This is a genomic window from Streptomyces sp. NPDC059787, assembly GCF_042732315.1.
In the GTDB taxonomy this organism is placed as follows: Bacteria; Actinomycetota; Actinomycetes; order Streptomycetales; family Streptomycetaceae; genus Streptomyces; species Streptomyces atrovirens.
In genome coordinates this window covers 63,737-80,746 of the sequence record NZ_JBHWHX010000019.1, presented here as the reverse complement: position 1 = coordinate 80,746, position 17,010 = coordinate 63,737, and the positions used below count along the sequence as shown (strand labels likewise).

Annotated in this window: 13 protein-coding genes; 9 read left to right on the top strand and 4 right to left on the bottom strand. The window is 72.8% G+C overall.

Translation table 11 applies throughout. The features are described 5' to 3' along the window. The first annotated feature begins 6 nt into the window (after positions 1-6). The 4 genes from ACFV5H_RS19780 (at position 7) to ACFV5H_RS19765 (ending at position 6,142) form a co-directional block, all read left to right on the top strand. Positions 7-468, top strand: a complete 462-nt coding sequence (locus ACFV5H_RS19780) for an SRPBCC domain-containing protein (protein ID WP_385196266.1) — start codon at positions 7-9, stop codon at positions 466-468. A gap of 167 nt (positions 469-635) precedes the next feature. Next, complete coding sequence (locus ACFV5H_RS19775; protein ID WP_385196264.1) at positions 636-2,048, top strand: cytochrome P450; 1,413 nt, start codon at positions 636-638, stop codon at positions 2,046-2,048. Then, positions 2,023-3,033, top strand: a complete 1,011-nt coding sequence (locus tag ACFV5H_RS19770) for a (-)-alpha-amorphene synthase (protein WP_385045159.1) — start codon at positions 2,023-2,025, stop codon at positions 3,031-3,033. The genes ACFV5H_RS19775 and ACFV5H_RS19770 overlap by 26 nt, the downstream gene beginning before the upstream one ends. Before the next feature lie 199 nt (positions 3,034-3,232). Beyond that, positions 3,233-6,142, top strand: coding sequence for an ATP-binding protein (locus tag ACFV5H_RS19765; protein ID WP_385196314.1), 2,910 nt, complete (start codon positions 3,233-3,235; stop codon positions 6,140-6,142). A 398-nt stretch (positions 6,143-6,540) separates the two neighbouring features. Here ACFV5H_RS19765 and ACFV5H_RS19760 read toward each other — a convergent pair whose 3' ends face one another. Continuing rightward, positions 6,541-7,116: a TetR family transcriptional regulator gene (locus ACFV5H_RS19760; RefSeq protein WP_385196262.1), complete on the bottom strand. Its 576-nt coding sequence runs from the start codon at positions 7,114-7,116 to the stop codon at positions 6,541-6,543. A gap of 94 nt (positions 7,117-7,210) precedes the next feature. Here ACFV5H_RS19760 and ACFV5H_RS19755 point away from each other — a divergent pair, with 94 nt between their 5' ends. Further along, on the top strand, positions 7,211-8,137 hold the full coding sequence (locus tag ACFV5H_RS19755; protein ID WP_385196259.1) for an oxidoreductase: 927 nt from the start codon (positions 7,211-7,213) through the stop codon (positions 8,135-8,137). A 135-nt stretch (positions 8,138-8,272) separates the two neighbouring features. Here ACFV5H_RS19755 and ACFV5H_RS19750 read toward each other — a convergent pair whose 3' ends face one another. Beyond that, complete coding sequence (locus tag ACFV5H_RS19750; protein ID WP_385045166.1) at positions 8,273-8,695, bottom strand: secondary thiamine-phosphate synthase enzyme YjbQ; 423 nt, start codon at positions 8,693-8,695, stop codon at positions 8,273-8,275. Between the two features lie 83 nt (positions 8,696-8,778). Between ACFV5H_RS19750 and ACFV5H_RS19745 the strand changes: the two genes are divergently transcribed. Further along, complete coding sequence (locus ACFV5H_RS19745; protein WP_385196256.1) at positions 8,779-9,897, top strand: NAD(P)-binding domain-containing protein; 1,119 nt, start codon at positions 8,779-8,781, stop codon at positions 9,895-9,897. A gap of 19 nt (positions 9,898-9,916) precedes the next feature. Here the strand turns inward: ACFV5H_RS19745 and mltG are convergent, their stop codons facing one another. Further along, on the bottom strand, positions 9,917-10,762 hold the full coding sequence (mltG, locus tag ACFV5H_RS19740) for an endolytic transglycosylase MltG (protein WP_385045171.1): 846 nt from the start codon (positions 10,760-10,762) through the stop codon (positions 9,917-9,919). Positions 10,763-10,805: 43 nt separating this feature from the next. Next, positions 10,806-12,608, bottom strand: a complete 1,803-nt coding sequence (locus ACFV5H_RS19735; protein ID WP_385196254.1) for an ABC transporter ATP-binding protein — start codon at positions 12,606-12,608, stop codon at positions 10,806-10,808. Between the two features lie 121 nt (positions 12,609-12,729). On the opposite strand from ACFV5H_RS19735, the gene ACFV5H_RS19730 reads away from it, so the two are divergent. From ACFV5H_RS19730 to ACFV5H_RS19720, 3 genes are all read left to right on the top strand, one after another. Continuing rightward, the gene (locus ACFV5H_RS19730; protein WP_385196251.1) at positions 12,730-13,203 is read left to right on the top strand and encodes a MarR family winged helix-turn-helix transcriptional regulator; all 474 of its coding nucleotides are present in this window, start codon (positions 12,730-12,732) and stop codon (positions 13,201-13,203) included. 182 nt (positions 13,204-13,385) lie between these two features. Then, positions 13,386-15,218, top strand: coding sequence for an ABC transporter ATP-binding protein (locus ACFV5H_RS19725; protein ID WP_385196249.1), 1,833 nt, complete (start codon positions 13,386-13,388; stop codon positions 15,216-15,218). Then, complete coding sequence (locus tag ACFV5H_RS19720) at positions 15,215-16,996, top strand: ABC transporter ATP-binding protein (protein WP_385196246.1); 1,782 nt, start codon at positions 15,215-15,217, stop codon at positions 16,994-16,996. Before ACFV5H_RS19725 ends, ACFV5H_RS19720 begins: the two co-directional genes overlap by 4 nt. The last annotated feature ends 14 nt before the right edge of the window (positions 16,997-17,010 follow it).

Below are 17,010 nucleotides of genomic sequence, written 5' to 3'. Positions count from 1 at the left end.
GGGACCATGTACACGACCCGTGTCTCGGGACATGTGAACGCGCCCCCTCCGGCCGTCCACCGGGCGCTGGTGAGCGCGGAGGCGGTCGCGTGGTGGCGGGTGCCGCCGGGGATGCGGAGCGAGGTGCACGCGTTCGAGGCGCGTGAGGGCGGCGGGTTCCGAGTCTCCCTGACCTACGACTCGCCCGGTGCGGTCGGCAAGTCGTCCCCGCGCACCGACACCTACCACGGCCGCTTCGTGCGGCTCGTGCCCGGCGAACTGGTGGTGGAGATCCTCGAGTTCGAGACCGAGGACCCCGGACTGCGCGGCACGATGACGATCACCACCACGCTCACCGAGGCCGACGGCGGCACGGAGGTGCTGATCGTCCACGAAGGCGTCCCCGACGCGGTGCCCGCCGCCGACAACGAGGCGGGCACCCGCTCGGCACTGGCCCGGCTCGCCCGTTTCGTCGAGGCGCACGCCTGAATTCCTGCGCTCCCCCGTGCACCCGTGCGCCCCCTTGGCGACGGGACGGGGTACGTCGGGTACCGGTGCGGTGCGGGCAGGACAAGGTTCGAGTGCCACATGTATGTGGACTCGCATATGTGGACTCACTGAATTCCGTTTGTGTCGCTCGAGACAGGTGGTATTCGATGAGCAATTGCGTTCATGAACCGGTGCCGGCCTGGAGGTCGGGAATCGCACCGGGCATATTCCCGTCCGTCGGCCACGGTATCGCCTTGTTCCGACGCCCGCTGGAGTTTCTGAATTCTCTGTCCGCTTACGGGGATCTGGTGGAGATACGCCTGGGTCCGATGCGTGCCTGGGTGGCGTGCCACCCGCGACTGGTCCACGAGATGCTCAGGGACACCCGCACCTTCGACAAGGGCGGCCCCCTCTACGAGCGGCTCCGGGCCCTGATGGGGGACGGGGTCGTCACCTGCCCGCACGGCGATCACCTCAGACAGCGCAGGCTGCTGCAGCCCGCCTTCCGCCCGTCCCGCGTCGCCGGCCTGACGGGGGCGATGGGCGAGGAGGCCGAGTCGGTGTGCCGCACGTGGCGGGCGGGGCGGAAGGTCGATGTCAGCGCGGCCATGATGGCCCTGACCACGGGGGCGATCAGCCGGGTCCTCCTCTCCGACTCGCTCGACGCGGCGAGGGCCGCCGAGGTGCGGGACTGCCTGGCCGGGATCGTCCACGGACTGTTCGTGCGTACGGTCGTCCCGGTCGACGCCCTGTTCCAGGTGCCCCTGCCCGCCAACCGCCGGTACCGGGACGCGGTCGCCCGTCTGCACCGGCTCGTGGACGCGGCGATCGCCGAGCGCCGCGCGGGCGAGCCGCGCGACGATCTGCTGGGGGCCCTGCTGGCGGCGGCCGACGCCGGGGAGCACGGGGTGACCCCCGGCGAGGTGCACGACCAGCTCGTCTCCCTGCTGCTCACCGGCTCGGAGAGCCCCTCCCTGGGCCTGTCCTCCACGTTCAGCCTGCTCGCACAGCACCCGGAGGCCGAGCGCGAACTGCACGCCGAGGTCGACTCCGTACTGGCCGGGCGCACCCTTCCCACCTCCGACGATCTGCCGCGCCTCCCCTACACCCGGGCCGTGATCAGCGAAACCCTGCGCCACTCCCCGCCCGGCTGGCTCTTCACCCGGTCCACCACCAGGGACGTCGAGTTCGGCGGGCGCCACCTGCCGCGCGGGACTACCGTTCTCTACAGCCCGTATCTGCTGCACCACGCGCCCTCGTCGTTCCCCGACCCCGAGCGGTTCCGGCCCGAGCGGTGGCTGTCGGGCGAGCACGTCGCCCAGCCGTACGGCGCGATGGTCCCGTTCTCCGCGGGCAGCCGGAAATGCCTCGGGGACTCCTTCGCCATGGCACAGAGCACGGTGGCGGTCGCGGCCATCGCCCGGCGCTGGCGGCTGCGGCACCCCCCGGGGCCCGTCGCGCCGGTGCGCCCCGCGGTGACGCTGGGCCCCAGGTCGCTGCGGATGATCTGCGAACCGCGCGGTGACGGGCTCGACCGGCGGTCCCGAGGGGCGGGTGACAACCTTGTCGACCACACATGAGGACATCACGGCCGGCACACTGCGCGGAATTCCCGGCACCGATCTCCGGGACCTGATCGACACCCATCTGCACATGCCGTTCCCCTTCCGGGCCAATCCGCACGAACACCAGGTCACGGCGGGCGTCGAGAAGTGGCTGCGGAAAACGGGACTGGCGGACGAAAGCTGGGTTCCGGAAATGATCGCCCGCACCCGCCCGGCCCAGCTCGCCTCCTACAACGGCCCGGAGATGGATTCCGGTCTGCTGCAGATCGTCGCCGATCAGATCGCCTATCAATTCGTCTTCGACGACCTGGCGGAGGAGGTGGGCCGGCAGGGCCCCGGCCGGCTGCTGCCCATGCTGGACGAGAGCATCGCCGTACTGCGGGACGACGCGTCACCGTCGACGCCGCTCGGCGCCGCCCTGGCCGATCTCCACCGGCGGGTCCGCGAGCGGTGCACACCCGCCCAGGCCGCGCGCTGGGCCGTCAAGAGCCGTGAGTACGTGCACGGCCTGCTCTACGAGGCGGTGGCGCAGGCCGACACCGCCCCGCTGCCGACCGGGCTGTGCACGTCGATCCGGTCGCTGACCGCGGGGGTCGAGCCCTTCCACCCGCTGTGCGAGGCGGCCCAGCCGCGCGAACTGTCCGACGCGGAGCTGAACCACCCGGTGATGCGGCGGCTGACCCGGCTGTCGGCCGACGCGGCGGTGTGGATCCCCGATCTGTACTCCGCGGTGAAGGAACGGCAGGCCGGCGGGATGATCAATCTGGCCCTCGCCCACCAGCGGGCCCGCCGTTGCTCCCTGCCGGTCGCCGTCATGCTGGCGATCCGGCAGATCAACCACGCGATCGACGAGTTCGTCGGCCTCTTCGAGGAGATCAGGCCGCGGCTGAGTCCCTCGGCCGTCGGTTACGCGGAGGGCATGGCCGGCTGGATCCGCGGGTGCTGCCACTGGTCCCGCACCGTCCCGCGCTATGCCGACACGGCGGCGGCCCCGGCCTGACCCGGGTGCTGCCACCGGCCCGTGCCCCCGGGCGCGAGCCATTCGAACGCCCCTACCCGCAGGAGGGATGCCCCAAGCCGTCACCGCCTTCGATTCACCCGTCCTGTCGTGGTCGTACCGTAAGACGGACACGGTGCGCCGCGACAGACATACGCTCGTCTGCCACCCGTTGGCCGAACGACAGGAAGCGGTACGGCACATGGTGATCGAGCGGCGGCATCATGTCACCGAGTCCCGGCCGTTGCTGGAGCGCCGACGGGAACTCCGGGCACTGGACGAGGCGCTCGCGGCCCTGCGGGACACCCGGGACGGGGTGCCGCGGGTGCCGCGCGGCGGGCTCCTCGTCTTCACCGGCCCGGGCGGGATGGGCAAGACGGCACTGCTGACGCAGGCCCGCTCCCGCGCGCTGGCCCAGGGAATCACCGTGCTGTCGGGCTGCGGCGGCCGCAACGAGCAGGAGCTGGCGTTCCGTGTGGTGCGCCGGCTCCTCCAGCCCCCGCTGGCCGCGATGGACGGCGGCGAGCTCCGCGCGTTCCTGGGCAGCTGGTACGACGTCGTCGCCACCGCGCTCGGCCTGGAGGCGGGGCCCGGCCCCCACGTGCCCGACCCGTCCGGGGTCCGCGAGGGCCTGGACTGGGTCATGACCCGGCTCGCCGCGCGGAAGGCACCCATGGCGCTGCTGCTCGACGACCTGCACTGGGCGGACGTCGAGTCCCTCGACTGGCTCACCTCCTTCGCACCCCGGGTGGCGGACCTGCCGCTGCTGATCGTCCTCGCCCACCGGCCCGACGACCTGCCGCGCGAGGCGGAGCCGCTGCGCGCCCTGCCGGGCAGCCTCGGCACCCGCCCCTACGCGCTGAAGCCGCTCACCTCCGAGGCGGTGGCGCGGATCGTCAGGGACGAGGTGGGGGACGAGGCCGAGGACGAGTTCTGCGAGGAATGCCGGCAGGCCACCGGAGGAAGTCCGTTCGAGGCCGTCGAACTCGCCATCCGCCTGGGCGAACGCAATCTGCGGGGCACCCGGCACGAGCTGCGCGCGATGCGGGACCTCGCCGCGGCGGTCAAGGGCCGCGGACTGATCGAACGCCTGCGCGCCCTCGGGACGTCCACCGTCCGTTTCGCCTACGCCGCGGCCGTGCTCGGCGAGTCCGTGTCGCAGGAGCTCGCCGCCGCCATCGCCGTGGTCGGCAGTGAGGCGGCCGCCGAGGCGACGGAGCGGCTGCGCGCCGCCCGGATCCTGGCCGAGGACGACGGGACCGGGGACGGACTCTCCTTCGTCCACCCGCTGATCGCCACCACCGTCTACCGCTCCATCACCCCGGCGCTGCGGGTCGGACTGCACAACGGGGCCGCCGAGGCCATCCGCGCCGCCGGGTTCGGGCCGACGGCGGCCGCCCGGCACCTGCTGGAGGTGCCCTGCGACGGCCGCGTCGAGGCGGTGACGTGTCTGCGCGAGGCCGCCCGCGAGTACATGCGCGCCGGCGCCCCGGAAGCGGCCCGGCGGCTGCTGACACGGGCGCTCCAGGAACCGCCGCCGCCGGAGCAGCGCGCCGAGCTGCTGCACGAACTCGCCTCCTCCACCTTCCTCATCGAGCCCACGGCCACGGTCGCGCACCTCCGTGAGGCGCTGGCGGAGCCCGACATCGACCCGGAGCTGCGGGCGTCCATCGTGTACCGGCTCACGCAGGCGCTGGCGCACATCGACGAGGTGGCCGAGGCCGCGGCCGTCGCCGCCGACGAGGCGCGGCGCACCCCGCACCCCCGGATCAGGCTGCGGATGCAGGCCGACCACTTCGTGTGGAGCTCGTACCGCGCCGACGAGCCGGATCCCGCCGCCCGCTCGCGCAGGCTCGCCAGGCTGGCCGCGAAGGTGACCGGCCGTGGCCTGGAGGAGCGGTACATCCTGGGCCTGCGGGCCTGGGAGGCGGTGGTGTGCGGCGAGCCGCGGCAGACGGCCCTCGAGTACGCCGAGCGGGCCCTGCGGGGCGGGCTGAGCTGGACCGACGAGAACCGGGGCTTCGAGGTGCCGGTGGCGGTGGCGATGGTGTTCCTGTACGCCGACCAGCCGCGACGGGCCGAGGAACTGTTCAGCAAGGGCATGGCGGAGTGCGAGGCGAAGGGCTGGCGCGGCTCCCATCTCGCCCTGGGGCAGAGCCTCTCCGGGTACATCCGCTACCGCCGGGGCTCCCTGGCCGAGGCGGAGAACCTGGTCCGGGAGGGGCTGCGCATCGCCGACCGGGTGGAGGGGGCGGTGCCCGCCCAGTGGTTCGCCGTCGGCATCCTCATCCAGACGCTCCTGGCCCGCGGGCGTACGGCGGCGGCACGCCGGATCGCCGACCACTACCGCTACGGCGGACTGGTCCCGAACGCCGTCATCTACCCCGACCCGCGCACGGTGTACGCCGAGCTGCTGCTGGCGGAGGGCCGCGCGGACGAGGCCGCCGCGCTGCTCTCCGACGTCGGGGACTGGCTGGACGGGCGGGAGTGGCGCAATCCCGCCTGGTGCGCCTGGCAGTCGGGGCTGGCGTCCGCGCTCGCCCGGACCGCACCCGACCGGGCGGTCCGGCACGCGCAGGACGCGGTCAAGCGGGCCCGGGACTTCGGGGCGGCCTCGGCCATCGGGCAGGCGGTGCACACCCTGGCCGAGGTGACCGGCGGCCCGGCCTCGCTCGACCTGCACGCGGAGGCCGTCGGCCATCTGGAACAGTCGCCCGCGGCCTACGAGCTGGCCCGCGCCCTGGTCGGCCACGGGGCGGCGCTGTCCCGCACCGGGCAGTTGCAGGAGGCCGCCGACCGTCTCTACCGCGGGCTGGAGGGCGCCGTGCACTGTGGCGCGGAGGCGCTGGCGGGACAGGCCAGGGACGAACTCGCGGCGGCCGGGCTACGGCCGCTGCCCCTGCGCTACGCCCAGACGGACACACTCACCGCGCCCGAACGGGAGGCCGCCGAGCTGACGGTCCGGGGAGCGTCCACGGCGGTGATCGCCGGGCGGCTGCGCCTCACGGAGCAGGGCGTACGCCATCTGCTCTCATCGGCCTACCGCAAGATCGGCACGGACGCCTCCGGTCTGGCGGCCGCACTGGAGTCGTTTCCCCGGCAGCGACCGTGAACAAGCCGGGACCGGCCGCACGGCCTGCGGCTTTCGGGCCTCACTCGCGTGCGCCGCGTCGGACGCGGACCGTCCGGTCGGCCGGAGGCGGGCGACGAGGCCTTCCGAGGCGGCGAGGGTGGGGCCGGATGCGTTACGGGGCCGCTGTCGTTCCTGCAGACCGTGCGGACGGACGTCCTGCCGGCCCGACAGGGAAGGTCAGCTCTCGTCCGCTGACAGGCCGAGGCCGTCACGCTGCGGGATCAGACGGGCCGTGAAGGGCTCCTGACCTGTGTGAGCCGGTTCATGCGTGAGCAGTACCGCCGACCCGGTGAACCGATCCGGCCACAGCACTCGTTCCCGCGGCATCACGTGTGTGGTCGGGAACGGCGGGACGCCGAGGGTGTGTGGTGGTGCGGTCAGTGATCGGCGGGCCGGTCCGGGGTGACGAGGCGGCGTACGGCGTCGGTGATCGTTGTGCGCTGCTGTGCGGGCGGGACCAGGGAGTTGACGTCCTCGGTGTGGTGCTGCCACATGTTCGCGAGAGTCAGGACGAGCGCCAGGATCTCCGCGGCCGGCTTGTCCCGGCGGACGCTGCCGCGTTGCTGGGCGGCCTCGATGGCGGTGATCTTGTCCTGCATCGAGCGGGCCACGATGTCGGGCGCCGGCCGTTCGGTGCTTTCCAGCGCGTACCAGGTGAGGAAGCGCATGACCTGGGGGTGCTGCTGCCCGGCGTCGTGCAGGCGGCCGGCGTATTCGGGCAGGTCGTCGGCGTCGACGGGGACCGCGTTCACGGTCTGCTCGGCGATCGCCTCGTAGACGGCCTCGAACAGGCCCTCCTTGCCGGCGGCGAAGGAGTACACCAGGCCGGGGCTGATACCCGCACGTCTGGCGAGCCGGTCCACGCGGGCTCCGGCCGCACCGAACTCGGCGAACTCCGCGAGGGCAGCTTCCATCAGCTGCCGGCGCTTGCGGTCGGGGTCACGTGTTGCCATGCCCCCAGCCTTCCTTGATGAACGTTCATTTGACAACTCGGGTCGACGCCCGCATGCTGAATGAAATAAATGAACATTCATTCAGGAAGGCGACATGGGCGACTCACGCTGGACCCCGGCCGGCATCCCGGATCTCTTGGGCCGGACCGCACTGATCACCGGCGCCAACAGCGGCATCGGCTACCGCACCGCCCGGGTGCTGGCGGAGCACGGTGCCCGCGTCCTGCTCGCGGGCCGGCGCCCCGACTCCCTGGCGGATGCCGCCCGCCGCGTACGCGCGGACGTGCCCGGTGCCCACCTGGAGACAGTGGAACTCGACCTCGGCGACCTCGGTGCGATCCGCGAGGCGGCCGCCCCGCTCGCCGCGGGCGAGACCCTCGACCTCCTCATCAACAACGCCGGTGTGATGGACGTCCCGGAGCGGCGGCTGACCCGCGACGGACTGGAACTCACGGTGGGCACCAACCACCTCGGCCACTTCGCGCTGACCGCGCACCTGATGCCCGCCCTGCGGCGCTCCGCGGCTGCCCGGGTCGTCACGGTCAGCGCCATCGCCGCCGCCTGGCGCTCCGGTGATCTCGCGGATCTGATGAGCGAGCACGGCTACCGCCCGATGAGCGCGTACGCGAAGTCCAAGCGCGCCAACGTCGTCTTCACCCAGGAACTCGCCCGCCGCCTGGCCGGCAGTGCGCACCGCGCTGTGGCCGTCCATCCGGGCTCGGCCGTCACCGACCTTCAGCGTCACACCTCCACCAGCCGGACGGGGCGCCTGCTCCTGGCTCTCGCCTCCCGCACACTGATGGGCTCCCCCGACGGCGCGGCCTGGCCGTCCCTGTATGCCGCGACCCACCCCGAGGTCGTCAACGGGGCCTACCTCGGCCCGGCCGGACGCGACCAGACCTCCGGCACGCCCAAGCCGGTCCGGCTGCCCGCCGGGGCCGACGACCCCGGCCTGGGGGCCCGGCTGTGGCGCGAGAGCGAGCGGCTGACCGGCGTCACCTTCCCGGTCCTGCAGACCTGACCGTGCCCAGAGAGCAAGAAGGCCCATGACCGGCTCCGGCAGATCCGTCCCGAACCCCGATACCGACTCCGCCGGCAGACCTCACGAAAGATCGAGGTCAGGCGTACATCGCCGCGCAGGACCGCTCGCCCGGTCCTACCCGAGGAATGACAGACGGACCTGACGGTTTGCATTGTCGCGATTTGTATCGACCAGGCACACCGACTGCCAGGTGCCCAGTTCCAGCCGTCCGTCCACCACCGGGAGCGTCGCGTGCGGCGGGACGAAGGCGGGCAGGACGTGGTCGCGGCCGTGGCCGGGGCTGCCGTGGCGGTGCTGCCAGCGGTCGTCGGCGGGCAGCAGGGTGTGCAGGGCGGACAGGAGGTCGTCGTCGCTGCCGGCGCCGGTCTCGATCACGGCGACCCCTGCCGTGGCGTGCGGCACGAAGACGTTCAGCAGGCCGTCCCGGCCGGCCGCCGTCTCCCGCAGGAAGGACTCGCAGTCGCCGGTGATGTCGACGACCCTCTCGTCGGAGCCGGTGGCGATGGTCAGGACTCGGGTGGTGAAGGCATCGGACATGTGCTCCATCCTGGCCCATGCGCCGGGGTTCCCGCGGGAGCGCCGACGGGAAGATCCACGGCCTCCGTACGGTTGGTGGAAACGTGAACGACATGCGCGAGGTCGAGGTAGTCGTCATAGGCGCCGGGCAGGCCGGACTGTCGAGCGCCTATCACCTGCGGCGGGCCGGGTTCGAGCCGGACCGCGACTTCGTGGTGCTGGACCACTCCCCCGGCCCCGGCGGCGCCTGGCAGTTCCGGTGGCCGTCACTGACGTACGGCAAGGTGCACGGGATGCACGCGCTGCCCGGCATGGAGCTTGACGGCGCCGATCCGGCGCGGGCCTCCTCCGAGGTGATCGGCGAGTACTTCGACCGCTACGAGCGGACCTTCGACCTGCGGGTACGGCGTCCGGTGGACGTACGGGCGGTGCGTGAGGGGTCCGGCGGACGGCTGCTGGTGGAGACCTCGGACGGCGCCTGGTCGACACGGGCGCTGATCAACGCCACCGGCACCTGGGACCGGCCGTTCTGGCCTCGCTATCCGGGCCAGGAGACCTTCCGGGGGCGGCAGTTGCACACGGCGCGGTACCCGGGACCGGAGGCGTTCGCCGGGCAGCGGGTGGTCGTGGTGGGCGGCGGCGCGTCGGGCACCCAGCACCTGCTGGAGATCGCGCCGTACGCGGCGGCCACGACCTGGGTGACCCGGCGGCCCCCGGTCTTCCGGGAGGGCCCCTTCGACGAGGAGGCGGGCCGGGCGGCCGTGGCGCTCGTCGAGGAGCGGGTGCGACAGGGTCTGCCGCCGCGCAGTGTCGTCTCCGTGACGGGGCTGCCGCTCAACGACGCGATCCGGCAGGGACTCGCGGACGGCGTACTCGACCGGCAGCCCATGTTCGACCGGATCACGCCCGACGGCGTGGAGTGGGCAGGGGAGTCCCCCCTGCCCGAGCGCGGCCGAGAGCTCGGGGGAGGGCGGCGGGTGGCGGCCGACGTCATCCTGTGGGCGACCGGCTTCCGCCCCGCCGTCGAGCATCTCGCCCCGCTGCGGCTGCGGGAGCCGGGCGGCGGCATCCGGGTCGAGGGCACGCGGGCGGTCGCCGACCCGCGGATCCATCTGGTCGGCTACGGCCCCTCGGCGAGCACCATCGGCGCCAACCGGGCCGGACGCGCGGCGGTGCGGGACATCAGGCGGCTACTGGCACGGGAGGAGCGGGTCGCGGCGTGACGGCCGGGGGGCGGGCCGCTCACTTCTTCGACGGTTCGCCCGCCTTCTTCCCCTGTGCGTTGAACTCGGCGACGTTGCGCTGGTGTTCCGCGTAGTCGGCCGTGAAGCGGGTGTCGCCCGGCTTGACGGTGATGAAGTAGAGCCAGTCGCCCGGAGCCGGGCTGATCGCGGCGCGCACCGCGTCCTCGCCGGGGTTGTCGATCGGCGTCGGGGGCAGTCCCATGCGCCGGTAGGAGTTGTAGGGGCTGTCGATCTCGGTGTCGGCGGCCGTCGTGCGCGGCGCCCCGCGGTTCAGGGCGTAGTCGACGGTGGAGTCCATCTGGAGCGGCATCCCGCGCTCCAGCCGGTTGAAGACCACCCGGGCCACCTTGCCCATGTCGGCCTTGGTGGCCGCCTCCGCCTGGACGATGCTCGCGACGGTGACCGCCTGGTAGACGTTCATCGCGTTGCGCTGCGCGCCGGCCGCGATCGGGGCTCCGTTGAACTTCTTGTCGGCGGTGTCGACCATGCGGGACAGCAGCTGCTGCGGAGTCGCCTTCTCCTTCAGCGGATAGGTCGCCGGGAAGAGGTAGCCCTCCGGGTTGCCCCCGGCCTCGTCGGGCAGTTTCAGGTCCGCCTCGGGGAGGGACTTCTTCGTGGTGCCGGCGGGCAGGTCGAGGACCTTGTCGACGGCTGCGTACACCTGGCTCGCGCGCCAGCCCTCCGGGATCACCAGGGTCGTGGGGCGGGAGTCGTCGCCGCCGTTCATGATCAGCAGCGGCACCGCCACGGCGGTGCCGGCCACGACGGCCCCGAGCGCCGCGAGGGCGAGGCGGCCCCGGCGCGTCAGTCGGATCGGGCTCCGTGACGGAGTGTTCGTCTGCATGCGGGCACGGTAACCCGCATACCGCCATAAACCCGGCATATCTTCATCTTGTCGGCTCCAGTTGGGCGTCCCGGCGTACGAGGGCCGCGTAGCGCCCGCCGCGCTCCAGCAGCTCTTCGTGCGTGCCGCGTTCGACCGCACGGCCGGAGTCGAGGACCACGATCTGGTCGGCGCTCCGAACGGTGGACAGCCGGTGGGCGATGGTGACCGTGGTGCGGTTGGCCGACAGCGCGTCGATGGCCTCCTGGACGGCGGCCTCGGTACGGGTGTCCAGGGCACTGGTGGCCTCGTCGAGCACCAGGACCGGCGGGTCGCGCAGGATGGTGCGGGCGATCGCCAGGCGCTGCTTCTCACCACCGGAGAACCGGTGACCGCGCTCGCCGACCACTGTGTCGTACCCGTCGGGCAGGGCGGCGATGTGGTCGTGGATCTGCGCGGCCCTCGCCGCCGCGTGCAGCTCCTCCTCGGTGGCGTCCGGCTTGGCGAAGCGCAGGTTGTCCGCGACCGAGGCGTGGAAGAGGTACGTCTCCTGGGAGACGACGCCCACCGCGCGGGCCAGGGTGTCGAAGTCGAGGTCGCGGACGTCGACGCCGTCGAGGGTGACCCGGCCGCCCGTGACGTCGTACAGCCGTGGCACGAGGTGACCGAGGGTGGACTTGCCGGCACCGGTCGGCCCGACCACGGCGAGGCTGCCGCCCGGGGGGACGGTGATGTCGATGCCGTCGAGGACGGGGCCGCCCTTGTCGTCGTATCCGAAGGTGACGCCCTCGAAGCGGACCTCTCCCTTGACCCGGTCGAGGCGGACCGCGTCTTCGCGCTCGGTGATGTCGATCGGGAGGTCGAGATACTCGAAGATGCGCTGGAAGAGCGCGAGCGACGCCTGGATCTGGACGCCGGTGGACAGCAGGCTCACGGCCGGACGGAACAGCCCCTGCTGGAGCGAGACGAAGGCCACGATGGTGCCGATGGAGACCCCGGGGCCGCCCGTCTGCAGGGCGATGCCGGCCGTCCAGTAGATGATCGCCGGCATGGCGGCCATGACGATCGTGATGACGGCCATGCGCCAGCGGCCGGCCATGTTCGACCGGACCTCCAGGTCGACCAGCCGCTCGGACTCGTCCGAGAAGGCGCCGGTCAGCGAGTCGGAGCGGCCCATGGTGCGGCCGAGCAGGATGCCGCTGACCGAGAGCGACTCGGTGACCGTGGCGGCCATCGCCGCCATCTGCTTCTGGCGCTGGGTGGTGATCTTCTTGCGTTCGTTGCCGACGCGGCGACTGATCCAGACGAACACCGGCAGCAGGACCAGCGAGACCACGGTCAGCCGCCAGTCGAGCGCCAGCATCGCGACGACGGTGGCGACCACGCTGGTGAGGTTGGAGACCAGGGACGTCGCCGTGGAGGTCACGGTGGCCTGCATGCCGCCGATGTCGTTGGCGATGCGGGACTGGACCTCGCCGGTGCGGGTGCGGGTGAAGAAGGCGAGCGACATGCGCTGGAGCCGGCCGTAGACGGCGGTGCGCAGGTCGTGCATCACGCGCTGGCCGACGGTGGTCGAGATCAGGGTCTGCAGCACACCGAAGACGCTGGTGAGGACGGCGCTGAGGATCATGCCGAGCGCGAGCAGGCTGAGCAGCCCGGTGCGGCCCTCGGGGATGGCGACGTCGAGGATCGCCTTCAGCAGGAACGGGGTGGCCACCGAGACCAGCGAGGCGGCCCCGACGAGCAGGCCGACGATCGCGAGGCGGCCCCGGTAGGGACGGAAGAGCTTCAGGATGCGCCGCACCTGCCGGGGTTGCTCCTTGGCTCCGGCGGGCGGGGTCCAGTCGGGTTCGTGGTCGGGGTGCATGGTCTCCTTCGGCAAGGGTGCCCGGGTTCGCGGGCGGAAGGCGCCCGGTTTCGCGGGCGGGGTGAGTCCAGCTCATTGTTACCTATACTCACAATGAACGGCATCCTGATATTGTTCCCGTATGACCGCCCCCGATCCCGACGGCCTGCTGGCCGAGCAGCTGCTTCGGCTGACCCGCCGGGTGCACCGCATCCAGAAGCGCCATCTGGAGGGGCGCGAGCTCGGTATCACCCCTGCCCAGTCACGGCTGCTGCGCACCCTCGCGCACTACGGTTCACCGCCCCGTATGGCCGATCTGGCCGAGCGGCTGGAGGTGGTCCCCCGCGCCGTCACCACGCTGGTCGACGGACTGGAGGCGAACGGCAAGGTGCGGCGGGTGCCGGATCCGGCCAATCGGCGGGTGATCCGGATCGAGCTCACCGACGACGGGCGCGCGGCCCTGCGGGAACTGCGCGCCGCGCGCCGGTCCGCCGCGGAGGAGATCCTGGCCCCGCTGGGGGACGCCCAGCGCGAGGCACTGGGCGAGTTGCTGAACACCCTGATCGACGGGACGGTCCCCGCGCGCTGCGGCGACGCGTCCGTACGACCCGTGTGACGTGACGGTACGGCGGTGCCGGCCGCCCCGGCGCCGGTTCTGTGCGGTCGTGTGGAAAACCGTTTGCCTCCCGGTACGTAGCGGGGTCAACCTGTCACGGTTTGCTGCCGCCGTCCCCGGACTGCGCGCGCCTCCGCCTTCCCCCGTTTCCGCCGCCCCCTGATCCGAGCCACTGGGACGTCATGCAGATTCAAGACCTTCCGTTTCCCGACCCGGGGGTGCCCGACGCCCGCTCGGGTCCCCGATTCCTGTGGTGGCTCTTCCGGAACCAGCTGTCCGGGCAGCTCAAGTCGCTGGCCTGGGGCCTGCTGCACTTCGCCTCGGTCGCCTCGCTGCCGTTCTGCGTCGGCGTCGCCGTCCAGGCCGCGGTCGACCGCTCCGGCGGCCGGCTCGCGCTGGCCGGCGGCCTGATGGCGCTGGCCTGCGCGGGCAACGCCATCGGCGACACCTTCCTGCACCGCGCCGCCGTCACCAACTGGATCACCGCCGCCGCCCGCGTCCAGCAACTGCTGGCCCGCAAGGCGGCGACGCTGGGCTCCGCGCTGACCCGGCGGGTCGCCGCCGGGGAGGTCGTGGCGGTCTCCACCGGTGACGTCGAGAAGATCGGGTGGTTCGTGGAGGCCCTGTCGCGGTTCACCGCGGCGGCGGTCACCATCGTGCTGGTCTGCGTCGGCCTGGTCGTCTACCAGCCGGCGCTGGGGGTCGTCGTCGCCGTGGGGCTGCCGGTGCTGGCGATCGCGGTGCTGCCGCTGCTGCCCCGCGCCACCCGGCGGGCGGACGTCCAGCGCGAGAAGGCCGGCCGGGCCACCGAGCTCGCCTCGGACACCGTCGCCGGGCTGCGCGTCCTGCGCGGCATCGGCGGCGAGGAACTGTTCCTCGACCGCTACCGCCGCGCCTCCCAGGAGGTCCGCCACGCCGCCGTGCGCAGCGCCAGGATGTGGGCCCTGATCGCCGCGATCCAGGTACTGCTGCCGGGGATCCTGCTGATCACGGTGGTCTGGTACGGCGTCCATCTCGCCCGCGAGGGCCGGATCGCCGTCGGTGAACTGGTCACCGTCTACAGCTCGGTCATGGTGCTCACCTATCCGCTGCGGCACTTCGAGGAGATCGCGATGGCGTACTCCTTCTCGCGTCCCTCGGCGAAGCGGGCCGCGCGTGTGCTGTCGCTGGAGCGGGCCACGGACACCGCGGGGTCGCGCGCCGCCGAGGACCCGGCCGGGGACCTGTACGACCCGGAGACCGGTCTGCTCGCCCCCACGGGCCGGCTCACCGCCGTGGTGTGCGGGGACCCGGACGCGGCGGGACGGCTGGCCGAACGGCTCGGCGGGCACGCCTCCGAGCGGGGGACCCCGGTGCTGCTCGGCGGGGTGCCGCTCGACGAACTGCCGCTGGACTCCGCCCGCCGGGCCGTCCTCGTGCAGGACAAGGATCCGGTACTGCTCTCCGGCACCCTGCGCGAACTGCTCGACGTGCCCGCCTCCGGTGCGGTCGACCCGCGCGACGCGCTGGACGCCGCGCAGTGCGGGGACGTGCTGGCGGCGCTGGTGCAGGGCTCGGTGAACGCCGACGACCCGATGGACGCGCGGATCACCGAGCGCGGGCGGTCCCTGTCCGGCGGGCAGCGCCAGCGGCTCGCGCTGGCCCGGTCGCTGGTCACGGACCCGGAGGTGCTCGTCCTGGACGAGCCGACCTCGGCCGTCGACTCGCACACCGAGGCCCGTATCGCCCAGGGCGTGCGCGAACTGCGGGCGCGGCGCACCACCGTGGTGTTCACCTCGTCCCCGCTGCTGCTGGACCGCGCCGACCGGGTGGTGTTCCTGCACGGCGACACCGTCGCGGCGGTCGGTGACCACCGCGAGCTGGTGCGCACCGAGCCCCGGTACCGGGCCGTGGTGACGCGCGAGACCGAGGACGAGGCCGCGTCGGCGGAGGTCCTGGACAAGGACGGCGTCCTGCGCGAGGACGAGGTCCTGCACCGACTGGAAGAACTGGAAGAGATCGAGGAGACAGCATGATCGGCGTGGCGCCACCGGCCTACGACCCGGCGGCCCCGACCGCGGCCAGCACGCTGCCGGTGGGTGCGCCCGCGACCGTCCGCGCCTACGTGAGCGAGCTGCTGCGCAGGCACCGCCGGGCCTTCGTGCTGCTGATCACCGTGAACACGGTCGCCGTGCTCGCCTCGATGGTGGGCCCGTATCTGCTGGGCGGACTGGTGGAACGGGTCTCGGACCGGGAGCGGGAGCTGCATCTGGGGCTCACGGTCGCGCTGTTCGTGCTCGCGCTGGTCCTCCAGGCGGTGTTCGTCCGGCAGGTACGGCTGCGCGGGGCGATGCTCGGCGAGCGGATGCTGGCCGATCTGCGCGAGGACTTCCTGGTGCGGTCGGTCGGGCTGCCGCCGGGCGTGCTGGAACGGGCGGGCACGGGTGATCTGCTGTCGCGGATCACGACCGACATCGACCGGCTCGGCAACGCCATGCGCGAGGCCGTGCCCCAGCTTGCCATCGGCGTGGTGTGGGCGGTGCTGCTGCTGGGCGGGCTGGTCGTCACGGCGCCCGAGCTGGCGCCGGCCGTGCTGCTCGCCGTGCCGCTGCTGGTGATCGGCTGCCGCTGGTACTTCCGGCGGGCGCCGGCCGCCTACCGCTCGGAAGCCGCCGGGTACGCCGCCGTGGCCGCCGCGCTCGCCGAGACCGTGGACGCGGGGCGGACCGTGGAGGCGCACCGCCTCGGCGCGCGCCGTGTGGCGCTGTCGGACCAGCGGGTCAAGGAGTGGACGGCCTGGGAGCGCTACACCCTCTGGCTGCGGTCGGTGCTCTTCCCCGTCGTCAACATCACCCACGTCACCGTGCTCGGCTCGGTGCTGATGATCGGCGGGGTGTTCGTCCTGCAGGGCTGGATCGGTGTCGGCCAGCTGACCACGGGCGCGCTGATCGCCCAGATGCTCGTCGACCCGGTGGGGCTGATCCTGCGCTGGTACGACGAGCTGCAGGTGGCGCAGGTGTCGCTGGCCCGGCTGGTCGGGGTCCGGGACATCGAGCCCGACGCCGGTGACGCCGCGCTCGCCCCCGACGGGCGCCGGGTGCACGCGGACCGGGTGCGCTTCGGCTACCGGGAGGGCGTCGACGTGCTGCGCGAGGTGTCCCTCGCGGTCGCCCCCGGGACCAGGCTGGCGCTGGTCGGTCCCTCGGGCGCGGGCAAGTCCACCCTGGGCCGGCTGCTCGCCGGGATCTACGCGCCCCGGGACGGACGGGTCACCCTGGGCGACGCCGAGCTGTCGCGGATGACCGCGGAACGGGTCCGGGAACATGTGGCCCTGGTCAACCAGGAGCACCACGTCTTCGTGGGCTCCCTGCGCGACAATCTGCGGCTCGCCAGGACCGACGCGGAGGACGCCGAACTGTGGGCTGCGCTCGGGGCGGTCGACGCGGACGGCTGGGCCCGTGCGCTGGACGAGGGTCTGGACACCGAGGTCGGCTCCGGAGGGTTCGCGCTCACCCCGGCACAGGCCCAGCAGATCGCGCTGGCCCGGCTGGTGCTGGCCGACCCGCACACGCTGGTCCTGGACGAGGCGACCTCGCTGCTCGACCCGCGCGCGGCACGGCACCTGGAACGCTCCCTGGCCCGTGTCCTGGACGGCAGGACCGTCGTCGCCATCGCCCACCGCCTGCACACCGCCCATGACGCGGACGTCATCGCCGTCGTGGAGGACGGCCGCATCAGCGAACTGGGCAGCCACGACGACCTGGTCGCGGCGGGCGGGGCGTACGCGGCACTGTGGCGCTCCTGGCACGGCTGAGCATGTGCCGTCCC

What these genes read in the sequence shown, in the direction of transcription:
- ACFV5H_RS19735 (WP_385196254.1), bottom strand. Translation starts at nt 12,608, where the DNA reads ATGCACCCCGACCACGAACCCGACTGGACCCCGCCCGCCGGAGCCAAG.
- mltG (WP_385045171.1), bottom strand. Translation starts at nt 10,762, where the DNA reads ATGCAGACGAACACTCCGTCACGGAGCCCGATCCGACTGACGCGCCGG.
- ACFV5H_RS19720 (WP_385196246.1), top strand. Translation starts at nt 15,215, where the DNA reads ATGATCGGCGTGGCGCCACCGGCCTACGACCCGGCGGCCCCGACCGCG.
- ACFV5H_RS19780 (WP_385196266.1), top strand. Translation starts at nt 7, where the DNA reads ATGTACACGACCCGTGTCTCGGGACATGTGAACGCGCCCCCTCCGGCC.
- ACFV5H_RS19775 (WP_385196264.1), top strand. Translation starts at nt 636, where the DNA reads ATGAGCAATTGCGTTCATGAACCGGTGCCGGCCTGGAGGTCGGGAATC.
- ACFV5H_RS19765 (WP_385196314.1), top strand. Translation starts at nt 3,233, where the DNA reads ATGGTGATCGAGCGGCGGCATCATGTCACCGAGTCCCGGCCGTTGCTG.
- ACFV5H_RS19750 (WP_385045166.1), bottom strand. Translation starts at nt 8,695, where the DNA reads ATGTCCGATGCCTTCACCACCCGAGTCCTGACCATCGCCACCGGCTCC.
- ACFV5H_RS19725 (WP_385196249.1), top strand. Translation starts at nt 13,386, where the DNA reads ATGCAGATTCAAGACCTTCCGTTTCCCGACCCGGGGGTGCCCGACGCC.
- ACFV5H_RS19755 (WP_385196259.1), top strand. Translation starts at nt 7,211, where the DNA reads ATGGGCGACTCACGCTGGACCCCGGCCGGCATCCCGGATCTCTTGGGC.
- ACFV5H_RS19730 (WP_385196251.1), top strand. Translation starts at nt 12,730, where the DNA reads ATGACCGCCCCCGATCCCGACGGCCTGCTGGCCGAGCAGCTGCTTCGG.
- ACFV5H_RS19760 (WP_385196262.1), bottom strand. Translation starts at nt 7,116, where the DNA reads ATGGCAACACGTGACCCCGACCGCAAGCGCCGGCAGCTGATGGAAGCT.